The 23,979-nt window shown below is 65.9% G+C and carries 22 protein-coding genes; 21 read left to right on the forward strand and 1 reads right to left on the reverse strand.

Going from position 1 to position 23,979, the window contains the following annotated elements; all coding sequences use genetic code 11:
* Position 1 precedes the first annotated feature (1 nt).
* From E7T10_RS09170 to E7T10_RS09220, 11 genes are all read left to right on the forward strand, one after another.
* Positions 2–1,486: an NADH-quinone oxidoreductase subunit M gene (locus E7T10_RS09170; RefSeq protein WP_137721552.1), complete on the forward strand. Its 1,485-nt coding sequence runs from the start codon at positions 2–4 to the stop codon at positions 1,484–1,486.
* A 9-nt stretch (positions 1,487–1,495) separates the two neighbouring features.
* Entirely contained in the window at positions 1,496–2,938 is a 1,443-nt protein-coding gene (nuoN, locus tag E7T10_RS09175) for an NADH-quinone oxidoreductase subunit NuoN (protein ID WP_137721553.1), read from the forward strand.
* A 4-nt stretch (positions 2,939–2,942) separates the two neighbouring features.
* Positions 2,943–3,692, forward strand: a complete 750-nt coding sequence (locus tag E7T10_RS09180; protein ID WP_082503565.1) for a biotin--[acetyl-CoA-carboxylase] ligase — start codon at positions 2,943–2,945, stop codon at positions 3,690–3,692.
* Positions 3,689–4,468: a type III pantothenate kinase gene (locus tag E7T10_RS09185; RefSeq protein ID WP_137721554.1), complete on the forward strand. Its 780-nt coding sequence runs from the start codon at positions 3,689–3,691 to the stop codon at positions 4,466–4,468. Before E7T10_RS09180 ends, E7T10_RS09185 begins: the two co-directional genes overlap by 4 nt.
* Positions 4,469–6,142 (forward strand): ribonuclease J, encoded by a 1,674-nt coding sequence (locus tag E7T10_RS09190; RefSeq protein WP_137721555.1) that lies wholly within the window; start codon positions 4,469–4,471, stop codon positions 6,140–6,142. It begins immediately after the preceding gene.
* A gap of 56 nt (positions 6,143–6,198) precedes the next feature.
* Positions 6,199–7,107 (forward strand): hypothetical protein, encoded by a 909-nt coding sequence (locus tag E7T10_RS09195; RefSeq protein ID WP_137721556.1) that lies wholly within the window; start codon positions 6,199–6,201, stop codon positions 7,105–7,107.
* A 40-nt stretch (positions 7,108–7,147) separates the two neighbouring features.
* On the forward strand, positions 7,148–7,486 hold the full coding sequence (locus tag E7T10_RS09200) for a DUF3088 family protein (protein ID WP_137721557.1): 339 nt from the start codon (positions 7,148–7,150) through the stop codon (positions 7,484–7,486).
* A gap of 9 nt (positions 7,487–7,495) precedes the next feature.
* The gene (locus E7T10_RS09205; protein WP_017503976.1) at positions 7,496–7,762 is read left to right on the forward strand and encodes a DUF1467 family protein; all 267 of its coding nucleotides are present in this window, start codon (positions 7,496–7,498) and stop codon (positions 7,760–7,762) included.
* A 77-nt stretch (positions 7,763–7,839) separates the two neighbouring features.
* Positions 7,840–9,156, forward strand: coding sequence for a proline--tRNA ligase (gene proS / locus E7T10_RS09210; protein ID WP_137721558.1), 1,317 nt, complete (start codon positions 7,840–7,842; stop codon positions 9,154–9,156).
* Positions 9,153–10,439: a lipoprotein-releasing ABC transporter permease subunit gene (locus E7T10_RS09215; RefSeq protein WP_137721559.1), complete on the forward strand. Its 1,287-nt coding sequence runs from the start codon at positions 9,153–9,155 to the stop codon at positions 10,437–10,439. The genes proS and E7T10_RS09215 overlap by 4 nt, the downstream gene beginning before the upstream one ends.
* Entirely contained in the window at positions 10,432–11,136 is a 705-nt protein-coding gene (locus E7T10_RS09220; protein ID WP_137721560.1) for an ABC transporter ATP-binding protein, read from the forward strand. Before E7T10_RS09215 ends, E7T10_RS09220 begins: the two co-directional genes overlap by 8 nt.
* A 15-nt stretch (positions 11,137–11,151) precedes the next feature.
* Here E7T10_RS09220 and msrA read toward each other — a convergent pair whose 3' ends face one another.
* The gene (gene msrA / locus E7T10_RS09225) at positions 11,152–11,775 is read right to left on the reverse strand and encodes a peptide-methionine (S)-S-oxide reductase MsrA (RefSeq protein WP_137721561.1); all 624 of its coding nucleotides are present in this window, start codon (positions 11,773–11,775) and stop codon (positions 11,152–11,154) included.
* Between the two features lie 385 nt (positions 11,776–12,160).
* Here msrA and dnaE point away from each other — a divergent pair, with 385 nt between their 5' ends.
* The 10 genes from dnaE (at position 12,161) to E7T10_RS09275 (ending at position 23,978) form a co-directional block, all read left to right on the forward strand.
* On the forward strand, positions 12,161–15,625 hold the full coding sequence (gene dnaE, locus E7T10_RS09230; RefSeq protein WP_137721562.1) for a DNA polymerase III subunit alpha: 3,465 nt from the start codon (positions 12,161–12,163) through the stop codon (positions 15,623–15,625).
* 87 nt (positions 15,626–15,712) lie between these two features.
* Positions 15,713–16,309, forward strand: coding sequence for a DUF4142 domain-containing protein (locus E7T10_RS09235; protein ID WP_137721563.1), 597 nt, complete (start codon positions 15,713–15,715; stop codon positions 16,307–16,309).
* A 227-nt stretch (positions 16,310–16,536) separates the two neighbouring features.
* A complete protein-coding gene (rpsB, locus tag E7T10_RS09240) occupies positions 16,537–17,400 on the forward strand; it encodes a 30S ribosomal protein S2 (protein ID WP_017503967.1) in 864 nt (287 codons plus the stop codon).
* Between the two features lie 111 nt (positions 17,401–17,511).
* A complete protein-coding gene (gene tsf / locus E7T10_RS09245) occupies positions 17,512–18,453 on the forward strand; it encodes a translation elongation factor Ts (RefSeq protein ID WP_137721564.1) in 942 nt (313 codons plus the stop codon).
* 127 nt (positions 18,454–18,580) lie between these two features.
* Entirely contained in the window at positions 18,581–19,315 is a 735-nt protein-coding gene (pyrH, locus tag E7T10_RS09250; RefSeq protein ID WP_137721565.1) for a UMP kinase, read from the forward strand.
* A 38-nt stretch (positions 19,316–19,353) separates the two neighbouring features.
* A complete protein-coding gene (gene frr / locus E7T10_RS09255) occupies positions 19,354–19,911 on the forward strand; it encodes a ribosome recycling factor (protein ID WP_017503964.1) in 558 nt (185 codons plus the stop codon).
* Positions 19,912–20,029: 118 nt separating this feature from the next.
* Entirely contained in the window at positions 20,030–20,722 is a 693-nt protein-coding gene (gene uppS, locus E7T10_RS09260; RefSeq protein ID WP_246846148.1) for a polyprenyl diphosphate synthase, read from the forward strand.
* A complete protein-coding gene (locus tag E7T10_RS09265; protein WP_137721567.1) occupies positions 20,722–21,540 on the forward strand; it encodes a phosphatidate cytidylyltransferase in 819 nt (272 codons plus the stop codon). The genes uppS and E7T10_RS09265 overlap by 1 nt, the downstream gene beginning before the upstream one ends.
* Positions 21,537–22,733: a 1-deoxy-D-xylulose-5-phosphate reductoisomerase gene (gene dxr / locus E7T10_RS09270; protein ID WP_137721568.1), complete on the forward strand. Its 1,197-nt coding sequence runs from the start codon at positions 21,537–21,539 to the stop codon at positions 22,731–22,733. The genes E7T10_RS09265 and dxr overlap by 4 nt, the downstream gene beginning before the upstream one ends.
* Positions 22,734–22,760: 27 nt before the next feature.
* On the forward strand, positions 22,761–23,978 hold the full coding sequence (locus E7T10_RS09275; RefSeq protein ID WP_137721569.1) for an RIP metalloprotease: 1,218 nt from the start codon (positions 22,761–22,763) through the stop codon (positions 23,976–23,978).
* The last annotated feature ends 1 nt before the right edge of the window (position 23,979 follow it).

A 23,979-nucleotide genomic window follows, 5' to 3' on the forward strand; every position in this document is an offset into this window, starting at 1 on the left:
CGTGCCCTACATCCTGAGCCTCGTTACATTCCTGCCCCTGGTCGGGGCCTTGGCGATCTTCGCCGCCCGGCTGACGTCAAAGTCGGCCGATGCGGCCGCGCCGGCCGCGCGCTGGATCGCGCTGATCACCACCCTGGTCACCCTGGCGGTGTCGGTCGTGCTGGTCGCCGGCTTCGATCCGGCCAACACCGGCTATCAGTTCGTGGAGATGGTCCCGTGGTTTGCGGGCGCCAGCTATCACCTGGGCGTCGACGGGATCTCGATCCTGTTCGTCCTGCTGACGGCCTTCCTGATGCCGATCTGCATCCTGGCCAGCTGGAAGTCTGTCGAGACGCGCGTCGTCGAATATATGATCGCATTCCTGGTGCTGGAGACGCTGGTCATCGGGGTGTTCACCTCGCTGGACCTGTTCCTCTTCTACATCTTCTTCGAAGGCACCCTGGTCCCGATGTTCCTGATCATCGGCATCTGGGGCGGTCAGAACCGCATCTATGCGGCCTACAAGTTCTTCCTCTACACCCTGCTGGGGTCCGTCCTGATGCTGCTGGCCATGCTGTGGATGGCGCATGAGGCGGGCACCACCAGCATTCCCGAGCTGAAGCGTTTCGCCTTCGATCCGGCCGTCCAGCCGATCCTGTGGCTGGCCTTCTTCGCCTCGTTCGCGGTCAAGATGCCGATGTGGCCGGTCCACACCTGGCTGCCCGACGCCCACGTTCAGGCGCCGACGGCTGGTTCTGTCATCCTGGCGGGCATTCTGCTGAAGCTGGGCGGCTACGGCTTCATCCTGTTCAACGTGCCGATGTTCCCGATGGCGTCGGAGATGTTCCGTCCGCTGGTCTTCACCCTGTCGGTGATCGCCATCGTCTATACGTCGCTGGTCGCCTGGCGTCAGACGGACATCAAGAAGCTGATCGCCTATTCGTCGGTGGCCCACATGGGCTTCGTGACCCTGGGCATCTTCGCCGGCAACGACATCGGCATGCAGGGCGCCATCTTCCAGATGATCAGCCACGGCCTGATTTCGGGCGCGCTGTTCCTGTGCGTCGGCGTCGTCTACGACCGGATGCACACTCGCGAGATCGCCTTCTACGGCGGCCTGACCTCCAAGATGCCGTGGTACGCCGCCATCTTCCTTATGTTCACCATGGCCAACGTCGGCCTGCCGGGCACCTCGGGCTTCATCGGCGAAGTTCTGACCATGACGGGGGCCTACAACGCCTCGACCTGGGCGGCGCTGGTCGCGGCCTCGGGCGTCATATTCTCGGCGGTCTATGCCCTGACCCTGTACCGCGCGGTCATGTTCGGCGAGATCACCAATCCGAAGCTTGAGACCATCACCGACATCGACAAGCGCGAACTGCTGCTGTTCGTGCCCCTGATCGTTGGCACCATCTGGCTGGGGGTCCATCCGGCCTCTGTCCTCGATTACACCGGGCCTGCCGTCGAGGCCCTGACCAGCGCGTATCGCGCCGCGATCGGCGGGTGAGACTTACAGATGCCTGATCTATCCTCCGCCCTGCATCTCGCCGCCTCGGAAGTCACCCTCGCGGTCGGCGCCCTGGTCCTGCTGATGGTCGGCGCCTTCATCGGCGACAAGAGCGCCCGTCTGGTCTCGATCCTGTCGGTCCTGCTGCTGATCGCCGCGTCGGTCATCTCGATCGTCGGACCGTGGGGCGTCGCCTTCAACGGTGCCTATGTCGCCGATCCGCTGGCCATCTACGCCAAGAGCCTGATCTATCTGTCGGCCGCCGTGGCGGTCGTGCTGGGCGACGGCTGGATGAAGCGCACGCGCATCGCCAAGTTCGAATATCCGGTCCTGATCGTGCTGGCCTCGGCCGGCATGGGGATGATGGCGTCCTCGGGCGACCTGATCTCCATGTACGTCGGGATCGAGCTGCACTCGCTGGCCCTGTATGTGCTGGCCGCCTTCCACCGCAACGACGTCAAGGCGTCGGAAGCGGGCCTGAAGTATTTCGTTCTGGGCGCGCTGTCGTCGGGCCTGCTGCTGTATGGCGCCAGCCTGATCTACGGCTTCGCCGGCTCGATGCGGTTCGAGGACATCGCCGCCGTCGCCGCCGACAATCCCGGCCCGGGCCTGGTCTTCGGCCTGGTCTTCCTGATCTGCGGCCTGGCGTTCAAGGTTTCGGCCGCGCCGTTCCATATGTGGACGCCCGACGTCTATGAAGGCGCGCCGACGCCGGTCGTGGCCCTGTTCGCCACGGCGCCCAAGGTTGCGGCCATGGTGCTGATCGCCCGCGCGCTGGAAAACGGTTTCGGCGACGCCCACGCGCAGTGGTCGCAGGTCCTGATCGCCGTCTCGCTGATCAGCTTCGTCGTCGGCGCCTTCGGCGGCCTGGCGCAGAAGGACATCCAGCGCCTGCTGGCCTATTCCTCGATCGCCAACATCGGTTACGCCCTGCTGGGCATTGCGGCGGGCACGGCCGAGGGCCTGCAGGCCATGCTGATGTTCATGACGCTGTATGTCATCGATCAACTGGGCTTCTTCGCCATCCTGCTCAGCCTGTCCAAGTCGGGCCGTCCGATCCGCCGCATCGCCGATCTGGCCGGCTTGAAGAACGATCGGCCGCTGACGGCCGTGGCCCTGACCATTCTGTCGTTGTCGGTTCTGGGCATGCCGCCGTTCTCGGGCTTCTGGGGCAAATACTATGTGTTCGGCGCCGCCGCCGATGCAGGGCTGTGGCCCGTCGCGGCCGCCGGCCTGGTCGCCTCGGTCGTCGCCGCCTTCTACTATCTGCGCATCCTCAAGCTGATGTGGTTCGATGCGCCGGTGGACGACATCGCGACCGACGCCGCGCCGGTCGAGGCCAAGTGGATCGGCTGGGCGTGCGCCGCCTTCGCTTTCCCGTTGGTGATCGTCGGTCTGACCTGGCTGGAGCCGCTGACCAAGGCTGCGAGCGCCGGCTTCGGGAACGGGTAGGGCGTTGGCGCCCGTCCCACTGGTCATCCTTGACGAGATCGACTCGACCAACGCCGAGGCGCGCCGCCTCGCCGAGGCCGGAGAGGCGGGCCCGCGCTGGATCGTGGCGCGCCGCCAGACCGCCGGTCGCGGTCGGCGGGGTCGCAAGTGGGACACCGATCAGGGCAATCTGGCCGCCACCCTTCTAATCACCACGCCCAAGTCGGCGGCGGAGGCGGCCCAGGCCACCTTCATCGCCGCCCTGGCCGTCGCAGACCTGCTGGACGTCTTCGTCTCGCCCGCGCTTGTTTCGATCAAATGGCCCAACGACGTCCTGCTGGACGGGGTCAAGGTGTCTGGCATCCTGGTCGAATCCGGCCGGCATGCGAACGGCGACCTCTGGCTTGCGGTCGGCATCGGCGTGAATCTGGCCCATGCGCCCGAGGGCACCGAACGGGGGGCGACCTCGGTCGCCGAACGTCTGCGCGCCGACCTGGCCTATGTCCCGCCGATCGAGGCCGCCGCCGAAATCCTGGCCGAGACCTTCGCCGTCTGGTGGGGGCGCTGGCAGACGATGGGCTTCGAGCCCGTGCTCGACGCCTGGACCAGTCGTTTGACGGGCCTGAACGGACCATGCGTCGCGCGTCTGGACAATGAGACGTTGGAAGGTTTGGCCGAGGGCGTGGAGCCGGACGGCGCCCTGCGCCTGCGCCTTGCCGACGGCTCCGTGCGTTTGATTTCCGCGGGCGATGTCTTCTTCGGGAAAGCCGCTTGATGCTTCTCGCCATTGAGCAGGGCAACACCAATACGCTGTTCGCCGTCCATGACGGTTCGGACTGGATCGCCCAGTGGCGCGCCGCGACCGAGGCCAGCCGCACGGCCGACGAATACGCCGTCTGGCTGAACCAGTTGATGGTGATGAAGGGATTGGCCTTCGGGGCGCTGAGCGGCTGCATCATCTCCAGCGTCGTGCCGCAGTCGATCTTCAACCTGCGCAATCTGGCGCGGCGCTATCTGAACATCGAACCGCTGGTCATCGGCGAGAACGCCGAGCTGGGCATCGAGGTGCGGATCGCCAAGCCCAGCGAGGCGGGCGCCGACCGTCTGGTGAACGCCGTGGGCGCCTCGCTGATGTATCCCGGCGACCTTCTGCTGATCGACAGCGGCACGGCGACGACCTTCGACATCGTCTCGGGCGACGGCGCCTTCGAGGGCGGTCTGATCGCGCCCGGCATCAATCTGTCGCTTCAGGCCTTGCACGAGGCGGCGGCCAAACTGCCGCGCATCGCCATCCAGAAGCCCGAGAACGTCATCGGCAAGGGCACGGTCGAGGCCATGCAGTCCGGCGTCTTCTGGGGCTATATCTCGTTGATCGAAGGCCTGGTCGGGCGCATCAAGTCGGAGTGGGGCAAGCCCATGACCGTCGTCGGCACCGGCGGGGTCGCCAGCCTGTTCGAAGGCGCGACCGACAGCATCGATCACTTCGATCCCGACCTGACTATTCGCGGCCTCCTCGAAATCTGGCGTCGTAACGCCCATCTGACTGATTGAATGAAAAAGCAAACCCAAGACGAACTCGTTTTCCTGCCGCTGGGCGGCTCGGACGAGGTCGGTATGAACCTGAACGCCTATGGCTTCGGCCCAGAGGCGAACCGTGAATGGCTGATCGTCGATGTCGGCGTCACCTTTGGCGACCTGTCTACGCCCGGCGTGGACGTGATCGTGCCCGATCCCACCTTCCTGGAGGGTGAGACCATCAAGGGCATCGTGCTGACCCACGCGCACGAAGATCACATCGGCGCCCTGGGCTGGCTGTGGCCGCGCATCAAGGCGCCGATCTACGCCACGCCCTTCACCGCCTATCTGATCCGCGACAAGCTGCGCGAGCGCGGCATTCTGGACGAGGTCGAGCTGATCGAGGTGCCGCTGGGTGGGACCGTCGATATTGGCACGTTCGGCGTGACCTTCGTCAACATGACCCACTCGATCGCCGAGCCCAGCGGCCTGGCCATCGATACGCCGCTGGGCATGGTGTTCCACACTGGCGACTGGAAGATCGACGACCAGCCGGTGATCGGGACCAAGACCGACGCCCCCGTCATTCGCGCCCTGGGCGACGAAGGGGTGCTGGCCATGGTCTGCGATTCGACCAATGTCTTCGTGCCGGGCGTCGCTGGGTCCGAAGGCGATGTCGCCGTCGCCATCTCCAAGCTGATCGCCAGCCTGAAGGGGCGTGTTGCGGTCGGCTGCTTCGCCTCCAACGTCGCCCGGATGGAAAGCGTGATCCGCGCGGCCGAGGCCTGCGGGCGTCGCGTGGCCCTGGCCGGCCGTTCGATGCACCGGATCACGGCGGCAGCCAAACACGTCGGCATGCTGAAGGACGTGAAGCCCTTCCTGTCGGACGAGGAGGCCCGCGTCTGGCCCGCCGATGAAATCCTGTATCTGTGCACCGGCAGCCAGGGCGAGGCGAGGGCGGCCCTGTCGCGCGTCGCCGATGGCACCCATCCCGTCGTGAAGCTGGGTCTGGGCGACCACTGCATCTTCTCGTCGCGCCAGATCCCCGGCAACGAACTGGCGATCGGCAATCTGCAGGACCGCCTCGCGGATCGCGGCGTGCGGCTCTACACCGAGAAGGACCATCCGGGCATCCACGTCTCGGGCCACCCCTGCCGTGACGAGCTGAAGCAGATGTACGAATGGGCCCGGCCGCAGATCGCGGTGCCGACCCATGGCGTGCGTCGCTTCCTGTTGGAACACGCCAACCTGGCCAAGGACATGGGCGTTCCGGAAACGGTGACGCCGCGCAACGGCGACATGGTCCGCCTGGCTCCTGGGCCGGCCAAGATCATCGACGAGGTGCCGAACGGTCGGCTGTACGTCGACGGCGGCATGCTGGTGACCGAGCAGGGCGAGGCCCTGAAGGAACGTCGTCACGCCTCGACCAACGGCGTGCTGATCGTCAGCTTCGCCCTGGACAAGCGCGGTCGCATCGCCAGCGACATCGACATCCGCAGCGTCGGCCTGCCCGGCGACACCGCCACGCCGCTCGGCGATGCGCTGGACAAGCTGGCCGAGCGCGTCGAACAGGTGGTCAAGGGCCTGAAGGGCGATGCGCTGGACGACGAAATGGTCATCGAACAGGCCGTCGCCCGCGTGCTGAAAAAGGCCAGCCAGCAGATCTGGGATCGTCGTCCCATCGTCGAGACCGTCGTCCTGCGCGTCTGATGCAACCTTGACCGTTCGGGCGCATTGGTCGTGCGCCTGAACGCTCGGGGAAACGCATGTCGAAAAAGCCTGCCCGTGCGCGCCGCCTGCTGGAGCGGATCCGGCACGCCCGCCATCCGCTGCGTGGGTGGCGGCGATGGGCGGTGATCACGGGGCAGGGACTGGTCGGGTTCGTCGCCCTGTTCGCCGTCGTCAATCTGGTGCTCAGCCTGTCGACGTTCCGGGGCGAAGATCCCCTGGCGCGGACGGTTCACGAATTGCGCGTGCTGTGGTTCAGCCCGCCTGACGGCCAGCCGATGTCGCCGACTGCCTTTCCGACCGTCTATGGTCGCGATCTCGGCCCGGCGCCCGACACCGCCGCCATCCATGCCTATCTGGAGCGCGAGGCGGAGGACGGCGTCTTTCTGCTCGACCACGTCATGGTCGATCGCATCCTGAAGCTGAACGGCCGGATCGATGAACGCAGCGTGCCGTCGGGCGTCTATGTCGGCGCCCATGCCCTGGGACCGGACGGGATGCCTTTGGTGCCGGTGACAAAGTTCATGGCGCAATATCTGCTGTTTCCGCGTCATGCCTATATTCTGGTCGTGCCTGAGAGCGGGCCGGCCATCGCCTTCTCCGCCAGTCAGAACGCCAAGTTCGGCATCGATATTCATCCCGAGCGGTTGTCGGCCGAGATCGCGCCGTTCGATCCGAACGCCTATGACTTTCCCAGCTCGGGCGAGGCGCTGCACGAGATGACGCGGATCACCACCGACCCGGCGCGCGTCGCGACGGCGGTCGAGATGCTGAAGGGCGCACAGGCGCGGCTGGCGCAGGAAGGTCTGACCTACGGCCTTCTGGCGCCCAACTCGAACACGGCGGTCGGTTGCGTGCTGCAAGGCGCCGGGGCGATCACGCAGCAGGCGCGTTCTTCGATCCTTCTGGCGCTACGGGCGCCGGGGTTTGGCGCATCGTGCGAATAGCGGTCGCGCCGACGGCCTCAACTCGGATATATCCACGCCAATGACCGAGCGACTCTTCCTGCTGAACCCCGACTGGCACGACGATCAGGGCGGTCCGTGGTTCTGCCCGCCGGGCGCCTATATCGAGGGTGTCCTGGCCTTCTATCCTCAGCTCCGCGACGTGCTCGATGTCGTCTATCTGGACCATCCGCGCCCGCGTCAGCCGGTTATCGACCAGGTCGGCGAGGCGCATCAGAGCTGCCCCATCCTGATCCTGGACGGCGCGCTGGATTGGCCCGAGGCCGAGGTCAGCCAAACGACCGGTCGGCGCTTCCTTCAGGATCACGCCATCGCTCCCTATCTGGCGGCCCGCTACGGCGTCGGCCGACCCCATCCCTAGAGGTCCGTCATGCCTATCGGCGTCTTCACCATGGTCGGCATCTACATCATCGCCTGGTGGACGGTGCTGTTCGCAGTGCTGCCGCTGGGCACGGCGAGCGAGACGCACGAGCCGCCGACCGACGGCTCACAATGGGGCGCGCCCAAGACGCCCAATCTGAAGAAGAAGTTCCTGACGACCACCTGGGTCTCGGCCCTGGTCTGGGCGTTCGTCATGGTTCTGATCTTCACGGGCTGGCTGCCCCTGCCGAACTTCGCCAGCGGCCCGGCCGTCTAAACGACGCATCGGCCTAGCTTTCGCCCCGTCTGAGCGGCTAAAGCCTTGTTCCGACTCTACGCCTAGGATTCCCGACCATGCGCCTGTCGCGCTTTTTCCTGCCCACGCTGAAGGAAGCTCCTTCGGACGCCCAGATCGTCTCGCACCAGCTGATGCTGCGCGCCGGCATGATCAAGCAGGAGGCCGCCGGCATCTACGCCTGGCTGCCGCTGGGTCTGAAGGTGCTGCGAAAGATCGAGCAGATCGTGCGCGAGGAGCAGATGCGGGCCGGGGCCGTCGAACTGCTGATGCCGACGCTGCAACTGGCTGATCTGTGGCGCGAGAGCGGCCGTTACGACGCCTACGGCCCCGAGATGTTGCGCATCACAGACCGGCATGAGCGCGAACTGCTGTACGGACCGACCAACGAGGAGATGATCACCGACATCTTCCGTGCCTATGTGAAATCCTACAAGTCGCTGCCGCTTAACCTGTTTCACATCCAGTGGAAGTTCCGTGACGAGCGTCGTCCGCGCTTTGGCGTGATGCGCGGGCGCGAGTTCCTGATGAAGGACGCCTATTCGTTCGACGTGGACGAGGCCGCAGCCCGGGTCGCCTACAACCGCATGTTCGTCGCCTATCTGAACACCTTCGCCCGCATGGGCCTGAAGGCTGTGCCGATGCGCGCCGACACCGGCCCCATCGGCGGCGATCTGAGCCACGAGTTCATCGTCCTGGCCGAAACCGGCGAGAGCGAGGTCTTCTGCGACCGCAAGCTGGTCGAGATGCCCGCGCCCGGCGACGACTTCAGCCCGGAAGCCGTGCAGGCCGTCTTCGACGAACGCACCGCCCTCTACGCCGCCACCGAAGAGATGCACGATCCGTCGCAGTTCGAGGCCAAGACCGCCGAGGGCGACCGCCTGTCGGCGCGCGGCATCGAGGTCGGCCACATCTTCTACTTCGGCACCAAATACTCCGCCCCGATGAAGGCCAAGGTCGCCGGGCCCGACGGTCAGGACGCCGAGGTCCACATGGGCAGCTATGGCGTCGGCGTGTCGCGCCTGCTGGGCGCCATCATCGAGGCCAGCCACGACGCCGGCGGCATCATCTGGCCCGACGCGGTCGCGCCGTTCGACGTGGTCGTGATCAATCTGCGCGCCAATGACGAGGCCGTCTCGGCCGCCTGCGAGGACGCGGTGGCTCAGCTTGAGAAACTCGGCAAGGACGTCCTCTACGACGACACCGACGAACGTCCCGGCGGCAAGTTCGCCACCGCCGACCTGATCGGCGTGCCGTGGCAGCTGACCATCGGCCCCAAAGGGCTGGCGGACGGCGTGGTCGAACTGAAACGTCGCGCCACCGCCGAGAAGGTCTCCGTGCCGCTCGCCGAAGCTATCGAAAGGCTGACCGCTTGAGCCTGCCGTCTCGTCCGTCCGGCGCCTTCTCCTCGTGGGAGATCGGCCTGGCCCTTCGCTACCTCCGCGCCAAGCGCAAGGAAGGCGGCGTCGCCACCATCGCCGTCATCAGTTTCATCGGCATCATGCTGGCCGTCGCCGTGCTTATCAGCGTGATGAGCATCATGTCCGGCTTCCGCAGCGAACTGCTGGGCCGCATGCTGGCCTTCAACGGCCACATGTATGTGCAAGGCCCGGTTCTGACGTCGCCTGATCGAGACGCCGTCCTGAAAAAGATCGAGGCGATCCCGGGCGTTTACAGCGTCAATCCGCTGAACGAAGCCCAAAGCCTGATCCGTGTGGGCAACTTCACAACGGGCGTGATGGTCAAGGGTATTCGCCCACAGGATTTGGCCAAAACGCAGTACGTCTTTGACAGCTTGTCGCCCCAGGAGCGGGCGAGCTTCGGTCAAGGCGCTTATGGCGGCGACCGAGTGCTGATCGGCGCGGCTTTGGCGAACTCGCTGGGGCTGCGTGTCGGCGATGCCATCACGGTTTATTCGCCGACCGGGGCCGACAGCGCTTTCGGCAACCTCGGCGGGCTCGAGAAGACTTATTTCGTTGGCGGCCTGTTCCGTTCGGGCGCCGCCGACTACGATCGCGCCTTCATGTTTATGCCTTTGGAGCAGCAGCAGCTCTTCTTCGGCAAGGAAGGCGTCTGGGATGCGATCGAGATCAAGGTCGACGATCCCGATCAGGTCGGCGCCCTGACCCCCGCCATCCGCGACGCGGCCGGTCCTGGTTCGGTCGTCAGCGACTGGCGCGAGCGCCTCGCCGCCTTCTACGGCGCGCTGAAGGTCGAACGCGTGGCCATGAGCATCATCCTGGGCCTCGTCGTCGCCATCGCCGCCATGAACATCATCTCCGGCATCGTCATGCTGGTGAAGAACAAGGGCCGCGACATCGCCATCCTGCGCACCATCGGCGCCAGCCCCTCGGCGATCCTGCGCGTTTTCTTCATGGCCGGCGCCATGATCGGGGTCGCCGGCACCATCGCCGGCCTGATCTTGGGTCTGCTGTTCTGCTGGAACATCGGCTCGATCCAGCATTTCCTGGAATTCGTGCTGCAGACCAAGCTGTTCGATTCCGATGTCTATATGCTGGACGCCATCCCAGCCCTGGTCGATCCGGTGGACGTGACCTGGGTGGCTTTCTGGTCCCTGTTGATGAGCTGTATCGCCAGCCTGCCGCCGTCCTGGAACGCGTCTCGCATCGATCCCGTGGAGGCGCTTCGCTATGAGTAAGGCTCCCATCCTTTCGGTGCGCGGCCTGACCCGCACCTACGACACCGCCCAAGGCGGTCTGACCGTGTTGAAGGGCGTCGATCTGGACGTCTATCCCGGCGAACTGGTCGGGCTGATCGGACCGTCGGGCTCGGGCAAGTCGTCGCTGCTGCACGCCGCCGGCCTGTTGGAGAGGCCCACCAGCGGCACGGTCGCCATCGACGGCGAACAGGTCGGCGATCTGGACGAGCGCGCGCGCACGCGCCTGCGCCTGGGCCGGATCGGCTTCGTCTATCAGTTCCACCACCTGCTGCCCGAGTTCGATGCGCGCGACAATGTCGCCCTGCCGATGCGGATCGCCGGGGTGTCGCAGGACGAGGCTCGCAAAAGGGCCGAGGTCACGCTGACGGCCCTGGGGCTAGGCGAACGCCTGACGCACCAGCCGGCTCAGTTGTCGGGCGGCGAACAGCAGCGCGTCGCGATCGCACGGGCCCTCGCCAATGGCCCGCGGCTGCTGCTGGCCGACGAGCCGACAGGCAATCTGGATCCGACCACCAGCCAGTCCGTGTTCGAGTCCCTGCGCAACCTGGCTAAGACCACAGGCGTCGCCGCCCTGATCGCCACCCACAATATGGAGCTGGCCGGCCACATGGACCGCGTCTTCGCCCTGAAAGACGGTCATCTGGAACAGCGCGAGGCTCAGAGCCACGCCTACTGAGCCAATGCCGATCAATCAGCTTACGGCGGCGTCGCCCCAGATCGCTCGCAGGCGTTCGGGGCGGCGGCATCCTATCCGGTAGGCCTGATAGCTGGCGGCGTGGCGCTTGGCGTAGTTCTGATGCTCCTCGCCCGCCGGCCAGAACCGCTGGGCGCCGACGACCGGCGTGGTGAAGCTCTTTCTCAACACTCGCATGGCCGCATCGCGCGAGGCGACCGCGTCCGCGCGTTGGGCCGCTGTCGCAAAGACGGCGGATCGATAGGACGGCCCCTGGTCGCAAAACTGACCGTTCGGATCGGTCGGGTCGATGGTGCGCCAGTAGCGATCGACCAGGGTGCGATAGCTGACCACGCGCGGATCGAAGGTGACCTGCACCGCCTCCATATGGCCGGTGCCGCCGCGCACCACCTGCACATAGGTCGGGTTGGCGGTGTGGCCCCCGACGAAGCCCGACACGGCCGAGCGCACCCCCGGCACGTCATCGAAGGCCTTCTCCTCCGACCAGAAGCAGCCACCGGCGAAGATCGCGGTCTGAAGCGCCGTCTGCGCCTCGGCCTGACGGGCCAGGGGCGCGCCGATCGCCAGGGCAACGACGGTCAAGGATGCAACGGCGGCGAGGGCATTCGTGCGAAGGGACATGGTCTCATCTCCTGTTGCATTGACTACGACGGCGACGCGCAAACGGTTTCACCGGCAACGACTTGACCGGAACAAAACGCCAACATAGAACATTAGAAGAACATATCGGATGTCTCGGAGCCAAGGTCATGCCGCGTTTGATGAGGGATATGCTGTCGCTGGCGTCGTGCGGCGGTTTCGTGTGGATGGTCTGGACCGTGGCGATCAGCGTCACCGCCTGAGATCAGACGAACTAGACACTTTAGACGGTGTTTTTTCGAGAACCGTCTGAAGCCAGCGATCCACAGCCGATCCGTCGGGCGGCTGGTTTGCGATGGCCGCGCGCCGCCCGATATGAGACTCAGGGTAGAGTAGGGCTCTTCAGCGGGCCAGGATCGAAGAAGGCGTGAACGAGCCGGTGAACAGTCAGGGTTTTGTCCATCTGCGGGTCCGCTCGGCCTATTCGCTGCTGGAAGGCGCGATCAAGGCGGCCAAGGTCGGCAAGCTGGCGGCCGACGCCGGGATGCCGGCGGTCGGGGTGGCGGACAGGGCCAATCTGTTCGGCGCGCTGGAGTTCAGCCAGACGGCGAAGGATGCAGGCGTTCAGCCGCTCGTGGCCTGCGCCCTGCCGGTCTTCGGGATCGGCGGCCAGATCAACGCCCGCTGGGCCAAGGTTCCGACCGTGGTTCTGCTGGCTCAGGATACGGCCGGGTGGCTGAACCTGTGCGCCCTCTCGTCTTCCGCCTATCTGGACGCCGGAGAGACGGCCGAGCCGGGCGTGGCCTGGGAGCAGGTGGTCGCCCGCTCCGAAGGCCTGATCCTGCTATCCGGAGGCCCCGACGGCCCGGTCGATCCGCTGTTCGCCCAAGGCAAGAAGGCCGAAGGCGCCGCCGCTCTGGCGGCGATGAAGGCGGCGTTCGGCGACCGCTTCTACGTCGAGCTGCAACGCCACGGGCTGGAGGACGAAAAGCGCGCCGAGCCGGGGCTGGTCGAATGGGCCTATGCCAACGACGTGCCGCTGGTCGCCACCAACGACGTCTATTACGCCAAGGCGGCGCAGGCGAAATCGCACGACGCCCTGCTGTGCATCGCCGACGGCGCCTTCACCGGGCAGGAGGATCGCCGCCGCATCACCGGCGAACACTGGTTCAAGCCGGCCGCCGTCATGCGCGAGCTGTTCGCCGACCTGCCCGAGGCGTGCGACAACACCATCGACATCGCGCGCCGCTGCGCCTTCGCGGTCAATACGCACGCGCCCATCCTGCCGCGCTTCGACACCGGCGCCGGGCGCTCCGAGGCCGATGAACTGGCCCACCAGGCGCGCGAGGGGCTGAAGGTCCGCCTGACCGAGGTCACGCCGGCCGTTCCCGAAGAGGAATACTGGACCCGCCTGGAATGGGAGGTCGGGATCATCCAGCAGATGGGCTTCCCCGGCTACTTCCTCATCGTGTCGGACTTCATCAAATGGGCCAAGACCCACGGCATTCCCGTGGGGCCGGGGCGCGGCTCCGGCGCCGGCTCGCTGGTCGCCTGGTCCCTGACCATCACCGATCTGGACCCGCTGCGGTTTGGCCTGCTGTTCGAGCGGTTCCTGAACCCCGAACGCGTCTCCATGCCCGATTTCGACATCGACTTCTGCCAGGAGCGGCGCGAAGAGGTGATCGACTATGTGCAGGACCGCTACGGCAAGGACCGGGTGGCCCAGATCATCACCTTCGGCACCTTGCAGGCGCGGGCCGTGCTGCGCGACGTCGGCCGGGTGCTGCAGATGCCGCTGGGTCAGGTCGACCGGCTCTGCAAGATGGTGCCGAACAACCCGGCCGCCCCGGTCACCCTGGCCCAGGCCATCGACATCGAGCCGCGCCTGAAGGAGGCGCGCGACGCCGAGCCGGCGGTGAAGACCCTGCTTGAAACCGCGCTGGAGCTGGAGGGGCTGTACCGCAACGCCTCGACCCACGCCGCCGGCATCGTCATCGGCGACCGGCCTCTGACGGAACTGGTGCCGCTGTATCAGGATCCGCGCTCCACCATTCCGGCGTCCCAGTTCAACATGAAATGGGTCGAGCCGGCGGGCCTGGTGAAGTTCGATTTCCTGGGCCTGAAGACGCTGACGGTGCTGGATCGGGCGCGCGGCTATCTCGAACGGCGCGGCGCAGCCAGGGACTGGAACAGCCTGCCGCTGGATGACGCGCGCACCTATGAGCTGATGGCCTCTGGCCAGACGGTCGGGGTGTTTCAGCTGGAATCCCAGGGCATGCGCGACACCCTGCGCAAGATGCGCTGCGGCTCCATTGAAGAGATCACCGCCCTGATCTCGCTTTATCGGCCGGGGCCGATGGAGATGATCGACACCTATATCGACCGCAAGTTCGGGCGCGCCGAGGTCGACTATCTGCACCCCAGCCTGAAAGAGGTGCTGACCGAGACCTACGGCGTCATCATCTACCAGGAACAGGTGATGAAGATCGCCCAGATCCTGGCGGGCTACAGCCTGGGCGAGGCCGATCTGCTGCGCCGGGCCATGGGCAAGAAGAAGAAGGAGGAGATGGATTTCCAGCGCCTCCGCTTCGTCAAGGGCGCCGCCGAAAAGGCCGTGCCGGAGGCGCAGTCCGGCTCCATCTTCGATCTGGTGGCCAAGTTCGCCGGATACGGCTTCAACAAGTCCCACGCCGCCGCCTATGCTCTGATCTCGTTCCAGACGGGTTGGCTGAAGGCCAATCAGCCGGTCGAGTTCTTCGCGGCGTCCATGAGCCTGGACTTGTCGAACACAGACAAGCTGGCGGTCTTCTATCAGGACGCCAAGCGGTTCGACGTGCCGGTTCTGGCGCCCGACATCAATCGCTCGTCGGCCGACTTCGACGTGGCCTGGGACGACGACAAGGGGGCGGTGCTCTACGCCCTGGGCGCGATCCGAAACGTGGGTCTCGAGGCGATGAAACACGTCATCGAGGTTCGGGAGACGGGCGGCCGCTTCGCCGACATCTTTGACTTCCTCGAGCGCGTCGATCCGCGCAGCGTCAACAAGCGCGCGCTGGAAGGCCTGGCCAAGGCCGGCGCCTTCGACAGCATCCACCCCAACCGGCGTCAGTTGCTGGAACAGGCCGACGTGCTGATGGCCTATTGCCAGAGCGTGGCGGCCGAACGCGCGTCGTCGCAGGTGTCGCTGTTCGGCGGCGACCAGGCCCATGCCGCGCGCCCGCGTCTGAAGAGCGTCGAGCCCTGGGTCGGGCCGGAGCGGCTGGATCACGAACTGTCGGCGGTCGGCTTCTATCTGTCTGGCCACCCGCTGGACGAGATGACCTCAGCCCTGAAGCGCAAACGCGTCACCTTCGTCGCCGAAGCGATTCCGCTGGCGGAATCCGGCCACGAAGCCTTCCAAATGGCGGGTGTCGTGCGTCGCAAGCAGGAGCGGGCCAGCGCGCGGACCGGCGAGAAGTTCGCCTTCGTGACCTTCTCGGATCCGACCGGCGAGTTCGAATGCCTGTTCCCGCCCGAACAACTTCGCAAATGTCGCGAGGTGCTGGAGCCCGGCGCCTCGGTCATGGTGCGGGTGCGCGCCAAGTCGTCGGAGGGGGAGGTGCGCTTCTTCGGCGACGACGCGTCCCAGATGGACAATCTGCTGGACGACGCCAACATCGGCCTGCGTATCCATGTCTCGGCCCGCAGCGCGGACGCCGAGGCCTTGAAGGCGAGGCTGGAACGCGCGCGATCAGGTGCGATCGGCAAGGGGGGAGAGGTGTCTCTGATGATCGCGGGTCTCGAGCAGGGACGCGAGGTCGAGGTCAAAATTCCGGGCCGTTATCGCCTGGACGGCGCCTTGCGCGGCGCGCTGAAATCGGCGCCGGGCGTCGTCATGCTGGAGGACGCCTGAGCCCTGTTGGATATGACCAAGTTTTTGATTTTTCGGAACCTCACGGACGCGTGATGGGTTTGGTCAGTCCATAGGGAGACTGTTCCAATGAAATATCTCGCCATCGCCAGCGTCGCCTCGCTAGCCCTGCTCGCCGCCTGCAACCAGGGTGGCGACAGCGCCGCCCAGAACACCAGCGAAGCGGTCAACGCCACCCAGGACGCCGCGTCCGGCGTCGTCGGCCAGACCTCGGCCATGACCATGGGCGCCAACACCGTCGACGGTTTCGTCACCAGCCTAGGCACCGGCAACATGTATGAGCTGGAAGCCGCCAAAATCGCCGCCGCCAAGTCCAAGAATGCGGACGTGAAGGCTCTGGCCGTCATGATCACCAAGGATCATACCGCAGCCGGCGAGAAGCTGGCCGCGGCTCAGGCGACGGCTGCGCCCAACGTCGCCATCCCCACGACGCTGGACGAACGCCGCAAGGGCCTGATCGACAATCTGAACGCCGCGACGGCGGACGATTTCGACAAGGTCTATCTGGACCAGCAGGTCGCCGCCCACAACGAGACGCTGACGCTGCTGAACAGCTTTGCCGACAACACCGACGCGCCCGCCCTGGCCACCCTGGCGCGCGAACTGGTGACACCCGTCACCGCTCACCGCGACCGCGCCCGGACCCTGCTTGACGCGATGAAGTAAAAGCAGCCATCGCGTTGCAGACGAAAGGCGGTCCCGAAAGGGGCCGCCTTTTCCGCATTTGCAGGGCTGCGCTTGCTATTGCGGCCCATCCGGCCTACATGGCCCCCGCATTTCGCAACGCGGGAGAGGCGCGCTTCGGGGAGACATCCCGATCCGCACCATTCCGAGGGTCTTTTAGACCTTTAATCCCCCGCGCCACGTTTGATCGGAAAAAGGACTGAACGATCATGGCTCTGCCTGAATTCTCGATGCGCACCCTGCTTGAAGCCGGCGCTCACTTCGGCCACCAGACGCACCGCTGGAACCCGAAGATGGACCGCTACATCTTCGGCTCGCGCTCGAACATCCACATCATCGACCTGTCGCAGACGATGCCGCTGTTCCACCAGGCTCTGGTGGCCGTGCGTGAAGTCGCCGCCAAGGGCGGTCGCGTTCTGTTCGTCGGCACCAAGCGCCAGGCCGCAGAGCCGGTCGCGGAAGCCGCCAAGCGCTGCGCCCAGTACTACATGAACAACCGTTGGCTCGGCGGCACGCTGACCAACTGGCGCACCGTTTCGGGCTCGATCGCTCGTCTGCGTGAGCTGGAAGGCATTCTGGAAAACGGTGGCGAAGGCCGCGTCAAGAAAGAGCTGCTGAACCTGCAGCGCGAGAAGGACAAGCTTGAGCTGTCGCTGGGCGGCATCAAGGACATGGGTTCGATCCCGGACATCATGTTCGTGATCGACACCAACAAGGAAGCGATCGCGATCCAGGAAGCCCGCAAGCTGAACATCCCGATCATCGCCATCCTGGACACCAACTCGGACCCGGACGGCATCACCTATCCGGTCCCCGGCAACGACGACGCCGCCCGAGCCATCCAGACCTACTGCGACCTGATCGCCGACGCCGTCTTGGACGGCCTGGCCGCCGGCGCCTCGGCCTCGGGCATCGACCTGGGCGCTTCGGAAGCTCCGGTCGAGCCGATGCTGCGTGAAGCCTCGGCCCCCAAGGCTGAAGCCGAAGCCGCGCCGGCCGGCACGGAAGGCGCCGCCGCCGAACTGGAAGCCGCTGCTGAGCCGGCTGCCGAAACCGAGAAGGCCGAGGGCTGATCGCCCGCCGGGCGGCGTTCGCGTTCTTGAGCGCCGCCTGACGAACTGACACACGGCCGGGCTAAATCAGTCCGGCCGTTCCCACATACGAAATCCCCCAAGGAGAAGAACATGGCCGAGATCACTGCCGCCCTCGTGAAGGAGCTTCGCGAGCGTTCGGGCGTCGGCATGATGGACTGCAAGAAGGCGCTGGTCGAAAACGACGGCAACATCGAAGCAGCGATCGACTGGCTGCGCGCCAAGGGCCTGTCCAAGGCCGCCAAGAAGGCCGACCGCGTCGCCGCTGAAGGTCTGGTCGCCGTCGCGTCGAAGGAAGATGGCAAGGGCGAAGTCGCCGCCGCCATCGAGTTCAACGCCGAAACCGACTTCGTCGCCCGTAACGAGCTGTTCCAGAACGCCGCCAAGTCGTTCGCCCAACTGGGTCTGGAGCACCACTCCGTCGAGGCCCTGCACGGCGCCGAACTGGAAGCCGGCAAGACGGTCCAGGACGAAGTGACCAACATGATCGCCACCATCGGCGAGAACATGCAACTGCGCCGCGCCGCCCGCCTGTCGGTATCGGAAGGCGTCGTCTCGACCTACGTCCACAACGCGGTTTCGCCGGGCGTCGGCCGCATCGGCGTGCTGGTGGCTCTGGAAGGCGAGGGCGACAAGACAGCGCTTCGCGAACTGGGCCGCAAGATCGCCATGCACGTCGCCGCCACCGCGCCGCTGTCGCTGAACACCGACGACCTGGACCCCGCCGCCATCGAGAAGGAACGCGCCGTTCTGATCGAAAAGGCCAAGGAAGAAGGCCGCCCGGAAGCCATGATCGAAAAGATCGTGGAAGGTCAGATCAACAAGTTCCAGAAGGACGTGGTGCTGTCCAAGCAGCCGTTCGTCATGGATCCGGACGTGACCATCGAACAACTGGTCGCCAACTCGGCCAACGAACTGGGCTCCTCCAACCTGCACCTGGCCGGCTTCGTCCGCTTGGCGCTGGGTGAAGGCGTAGAGAAGGTCGAAGGCCCCGACTTCGCGTCGGAAGTCGCCTCCATGATGGGCGGCAACTAAAAAACATTCCCCTCATTCGTAAGGGTTTTGTATCAGAAGGGCGCGTTCGGCTTTGATGGCCGGCGCGCCTTTCGTCTATAAGAAGCCGCCTGATTCAATGGCGCCGCAGTCAAACGGACCTTCCCGCATGCCCGACGCCCCCTCGACCTTCCGCTACAAACGCGTCCTCCTGAAGGTGTCGGGCGAGGTGCTGATGGGCGACCAGTCGTTCGGCGTCGACATGAAGACCGTCGATGCGGTGGCCAAGGCCGTGGCGGACGTCGCGGCCGAAGGCGTGGAAATCTGCCTGGTCATCGGCGGCGGCAACATCTTCCGCGGTTTGTCCAAGGCGGCGGCCGGCATGGAGCGCGCCCAGGCCGACTACATGGGCATGCTGGCGACCATCATGAACGCCCTGGCCATGCAATCGGCGCTGGAGAAGATCGGCGTCTCGACCCGCGTGCAGAGCGCCATTCCGATGGCGGCCATCGCCGAACCCTACATCCGCCGGCGCGCCCTGCGGCATCTGGAAAAGGGGCGGGTCGTGATCTTCGCCGCCGGCGTGGGCGCACCGTTCTTCACCACGGACTCGGGCGCGGCGCTGCGTGCGGCCGAAATGGGCTGCGACGCCCTGCTGAAGGGCACCAGCGTGGACGGGGTCTATACCGCCGACCCGAAGAAGGATCCTGACGCGACGCGGTACGAGACGCTGTCCTATCAGGACGTGCTGGCCAAGGATCTGCGGGTCATGGACGCCTCGGCCATCGCCATGATGCGCGACACGGGCATACCGATCGTGGTCTTCTCCATTCGGGAAGACAATTCGCTGCGCCGGACCCTGACCGGCGAAGGCACGTTCACGGTCATTCAGGAAGTCGTCTGACGTTCGCCTGACCAGGAAAGACAAGAGAGACCAAGACCATGGCAAAGCCTGACCTCAAGACCTATCGCGACCGCATGGATCGCTCCGTCGCCGCCCTGAAGGAAGAGTTCAGCGGTCTGCGCACCGGCCGCGCCAACGCCGGCCTGCTGGAGCCCGTGCGGGTCGAAGCCTACGGCTCGGCCTCGCCCCTGACCGCCGTCGCCGCCATCAGCGTGCCCGAGCCCCGGATGCTGAGCGTCAACGTCTGGGACAAGGGCATGGTGGTCGCCGTCGAAAAGGCGATCCGCAACGCCAACCTGGGTCTGAACCCGATCGTGGACGGCCAGACCCTGCGCATTCCGGTGCCGCCCCTGACCGAGGAACGCCGCAAGGACTTGGTCAAGCTGGCCGGCAAATACGCCGAGCAGCAGAAGATCTCGGTTCGCAACGTCCGCCGCGACGCCAACGACGACCTCAAGAAGGCCGAGAAAGCCGGCGAGATCAGCCAGGACGAACAAAAGAAGATGGAGACCGAGGTCCAGAAGGACACCGACGCGGCCATCAAGCGCATCGACGAGACCTTGAAGACCAAGGAACAAGAGATCATGCAGGTCTGAGGCGAAACGGCTGGGTCCGGAAGGGATCGCACGACAGATGACGGCAGACCGCGCCGCGCCTTCAGGCCAAAGCCCAGACAAGCAGGGTCAGGACGGCCCGCGCCACGTCGCCATCATCATGGACGGCAATGGACGCTGGGCGAAGGCGCGCGGTCTGCCGCGCGCTCTTGGTCACCGCGAAGGCGTTCAGGCGCTGAAGCGCACGATCCAGGCGGCGCCGGATTTGGGCATCGATTGCCTGACGGTGTTCGGCTTCTCGACCGAAAACTGGAGCCGTCCCGAGGACGAGGTGTCGGACCTGATGGGGCTGGTGCGGTCCTACGTCGCCAGCGATTTGGCCCGGCTGACCAAGGCCGGCGTCCGGCTGAAGATTCTGGGGCGACGCCAGGGACTGCCGGCGGACATCGCCGCCATCATCGAACGGGCTGAGGCCCAGACCGCTCATAACGACCGCTTCCTGTTGCAGGTCGCCTTCAACTACGGCGGTCGCGCGGATCTGGTGGACGCGGCGCGTCGCCATATGGAGCGGGTGCTGGCGGGCGAGACGGTCGAGCCTTTCAACGAGGCGATTCTGACGGCCGGCCTGGCCACGGCGGGCTCGCCGCCGCTGGACCTGATCGTGCGCACATCGGGCGAGCAGCGGCTGTCGAACTTCCTGTTGTGGGAGGCCGCCTACGCCGAGCTCGTGTTCCAAGACATTTTGTGGCCCGACTATGGCCCCAAGGCGCTGGCTGAGGCGATCTCGGCCTTTGGTCAGCGCGATCGCCGTTTCGGCGGACGCGTGATCGCGCCTGCGCGCGCGACGGCCTGATGGCGGTCAAGGCTCGGGATATCGCCCTCAGGGCTGCGTCCGCCGTCGTGCTGGCGCCCGCCGCCGTCGCTGCGACGTGGGGCGGCGGCGTGTGGTTCCTGGCGCTGATGATCGTCGCCAGCGTCGTCCTGGCGTTCGAATGGGCGGCGATGAGTGCGCCTCATGCACGCCGCGTCATGGGCGGCGCGGTCAGCTTCGGCGTCGTGGCGGCGGTGATCAGCGCCCATTTCGGCGCCATGTCCGTCGCCTTCATCATGCTGGTGTTCGGCGCGGTCGCGGCCGGGGTCTATGCCCGTAGTCGAGGGCAGGAGGCGCTGGATGCCGCCTATGGCGTGCTCTATCTCGGCTGGCCTTCGGTTCTGTTGATCTGGCTGCGCGACGTAGACAGTTTTATCGGGCTGCACTGGACCGTGCTGGTGTTCGCCGTCGCCTGGTCGGCCGACATCGTGGCCTATCTGGCGGGATCCACCTTTGGCGGACCCAAGCTTTGGCCGCGCTTTTCACCGAACAAGACATGGTCCGGGTTCATCGGCGGCGTTGCGGCCGGTGCGGTTGCGGGGGCCGTCATGACGGCCTGGGTCAATATGGGCGCCCTGAGCGTCGTCTGGGGGGCGGTGCTGGGCTTTGCGGGGGCTTTGGCGACCATGGCGGGGGACCTGTGGGAATCGGCGCTGAAGCGACGGTTCGGGGTCAAGGATGCGGGCAACACCATTCCGGGCCACGGCGGCCTGCTGGACCGCGTCGATGGCCTGATGTTCGCGGTCGTGGTCGTCGCGGCGGGCCGGTTGATCGTCCTGATGCTGGAGCGTGGGGCGTGATCCGGCGTCGCATCACCGTGCTTGGCGCGACCGGATCGGTCGGCGCCTCCACACTGGACCTGATGGCTCAAGCCGAGGCGACGGGCACGGGTGCGTTCGAGGTCGAGGCGCTGACAGGCGGCGCCAATATCGCCAAACTGGCAGAGCAGGCCAGGCGCTGGCGGCCCAAGCTGGCCGTGACCGCCGATCCGGCGCGTTTGAATGAACTGCGCGACGCCTTGTCCGACACGGACGTCGCTGTCGCCGCGGGCGACGCGGCCATCGTCGAGGCGGCGACGCGACCTGCCGACTGGATCATGGCGTCCATCGTCGGAGCGGCGGGTCTGAAGTCCGCCTGGGCGGCGGCGGGAACGGGCGCGACCCTGGCGCTGGCCAACAAGGAAAGCCTGGTCTGTTGCGGCCCCGCCCTGATCGAACGGGTCAAGCGGGCAGGGGGGCGCTTGATCCCCGTCGATTCCGAACACTCCGCCATCTTCCAGGTGTTTCCGGCTGAAGCGCCTGAGCGGGTGGCCAAGCTGATCCTGACCGCATCGGGCGGACCGTTCCGCCAAACACCTCGCGAGCAAATGGTCGGCATCACGCCCGAACAGGCCGTGGCCCACCCCAACTGGAGCATGGGCGCCAAGATTTCGGTCGATAGCGCGACCATGGCCAACAAGGGCCTGGAGATGATCGAGGCGGCCTATCTGTTCGATATGCCCCAGGATCGGATCGACGTCGTGGTCCACCCCGAATCGATCATCCACAGCCTTGTGGAATATGTGGATGGTTCGACGCTGGCCCAGATGGGACCGCCGGATATGCGTACGCCGATCGCCTGCGCCCTGGCCTGGCCGGATCGGATCTCGTGGCCGGCGCCCAAGCTCGATCTGGCTGCTCTGGGGCGGCTGACGTTCGAAGCGCCCGATCTGACGCGCTTTCCCGCCCTCGATCTGGCGCGTCAGGCCCTGAAGGCGGGCGGCGCGACGCCGGCCGTGTTCAACGCCGCCAATGAGGTCGCCGCCTTCGCCTTCCTTGACCGCAAGCTGGCGTTTCTCAATATTGCCGCAGTCGTCGCCGAAACCCTTGAGCGTGCGACGAAAGCGGGGATGGCTTTCGGTTCTGGAGACGCCTGCGGCGCGGCCCTTTCGGTCGACGCCGAGACGCGTCGAATGGCCGAGAGCGTCATCGCCGGCCTTGCGAATGCGGCCTGACAGCAGGCCAGGGGAGACGATTTTCGAATGCTGGGCGTCCTGGGTCAGGTCCTGATCTCCATCGCCTCGTTCCTGCTGGTGCTGACCTTCATCGTCACCATCCATGAACTGGGTCACTTCCTTGTCGCGCGCGCCTTTGGCGTGAAGGTCGACCGGTTCGCGGTCGGCTTCGGCAAGGCCGTGGCCAGCCGCACCGACCGTCACGGCATCGAGTGGCGTCTCGGCTGGCTGCCGCTGGGCGGCTATGTGAAGTTCTCGGGCGATCTGGATGCGTCCAGCGTGCCTGACCGGGCCGGACTGGACGAGTTGCGCCGGCGCGTGGTGGCCGAGCGTGGACCGGGCGCCGAGCGCGATTATTTCCACTTTAAACCGGTGTGGCAGCGCGCCCTGATCGTCGCGGCCGGGCCCATCGCCAACTTCATCCTGGCCATCACCATCTTCGCCGTCGTCTTCATGGCCGTCGGCGTGTCCCTGCGCCCCGCGCGTGTGGCTCAGGTCCAGGCCGGATCGCCGGCCGCCGCCGCCGGATTCCAGGTCGGCGACCTGATCACCGAGGTGAACGGCAAGGCCATCAAGGACGGCAGCGCGGTCACCCGCACCGTCATGCTTTCGACCGGCGATCCCGTGCGTTTCACGGTCGAGCGCGCCGGGCGTCCGGTCGAACTGGTCGCGACGCCGGAACGCCGCGAGGAAAACGATCCCATCGCCGGACGGGTCAAGGTCGGCCGCATCGGCCTGGGGCTGGGGTCGTCAGCCGGCGATGTCCGCCACGTGCGTTACGGCCCTGTCGACGCTGTCGCCGAGGGCGCGCGCCAGACGGCCGACGTTATCGGCTCGACCCTGACCTACCTCGGACGTCTGGCGACGGGCCGCGAGTCGGGCGATCAGTTCAGCGGCCCGCTCGGCATGGCTAAGGCGACGGGCTCCCTGACCACGGCTGCGGTTGAGGCCAATCCAGCGCCGGGCGCCATGGCGATCAACCTGGTCCTGACGCTGACAACCTTGGCCGCCATACTTTCGATCGGAATCGGCTTTCTAAATCTGCTTCCCATTCCGGTCCTCGACGGCGGGCATCTGCTTTTCTACGGCTATGAGGCTGTGGCGAAACAGCCTGTGTCGGCGCGGTTCCAGGAGATGGGCTATCGTGCAGGCCTTGCGCTTTTGGCGGGATTTATGTTGTTCGCAACGTGGAACGACCTACAGAAGCTCAATATCTTCCAATTCCTCGGCGGGCTCGTCTCGTGAG

Origin of the sequence: Brevundimonas sp. SGAir0440 (assembly GCF_005484585.1) — a bacterium.
GTDB lineage: Bacteria > Pseudomonadota > Alphaproteobacteria > Caulobacterales > Caulobacteraceae > Brevundimonas.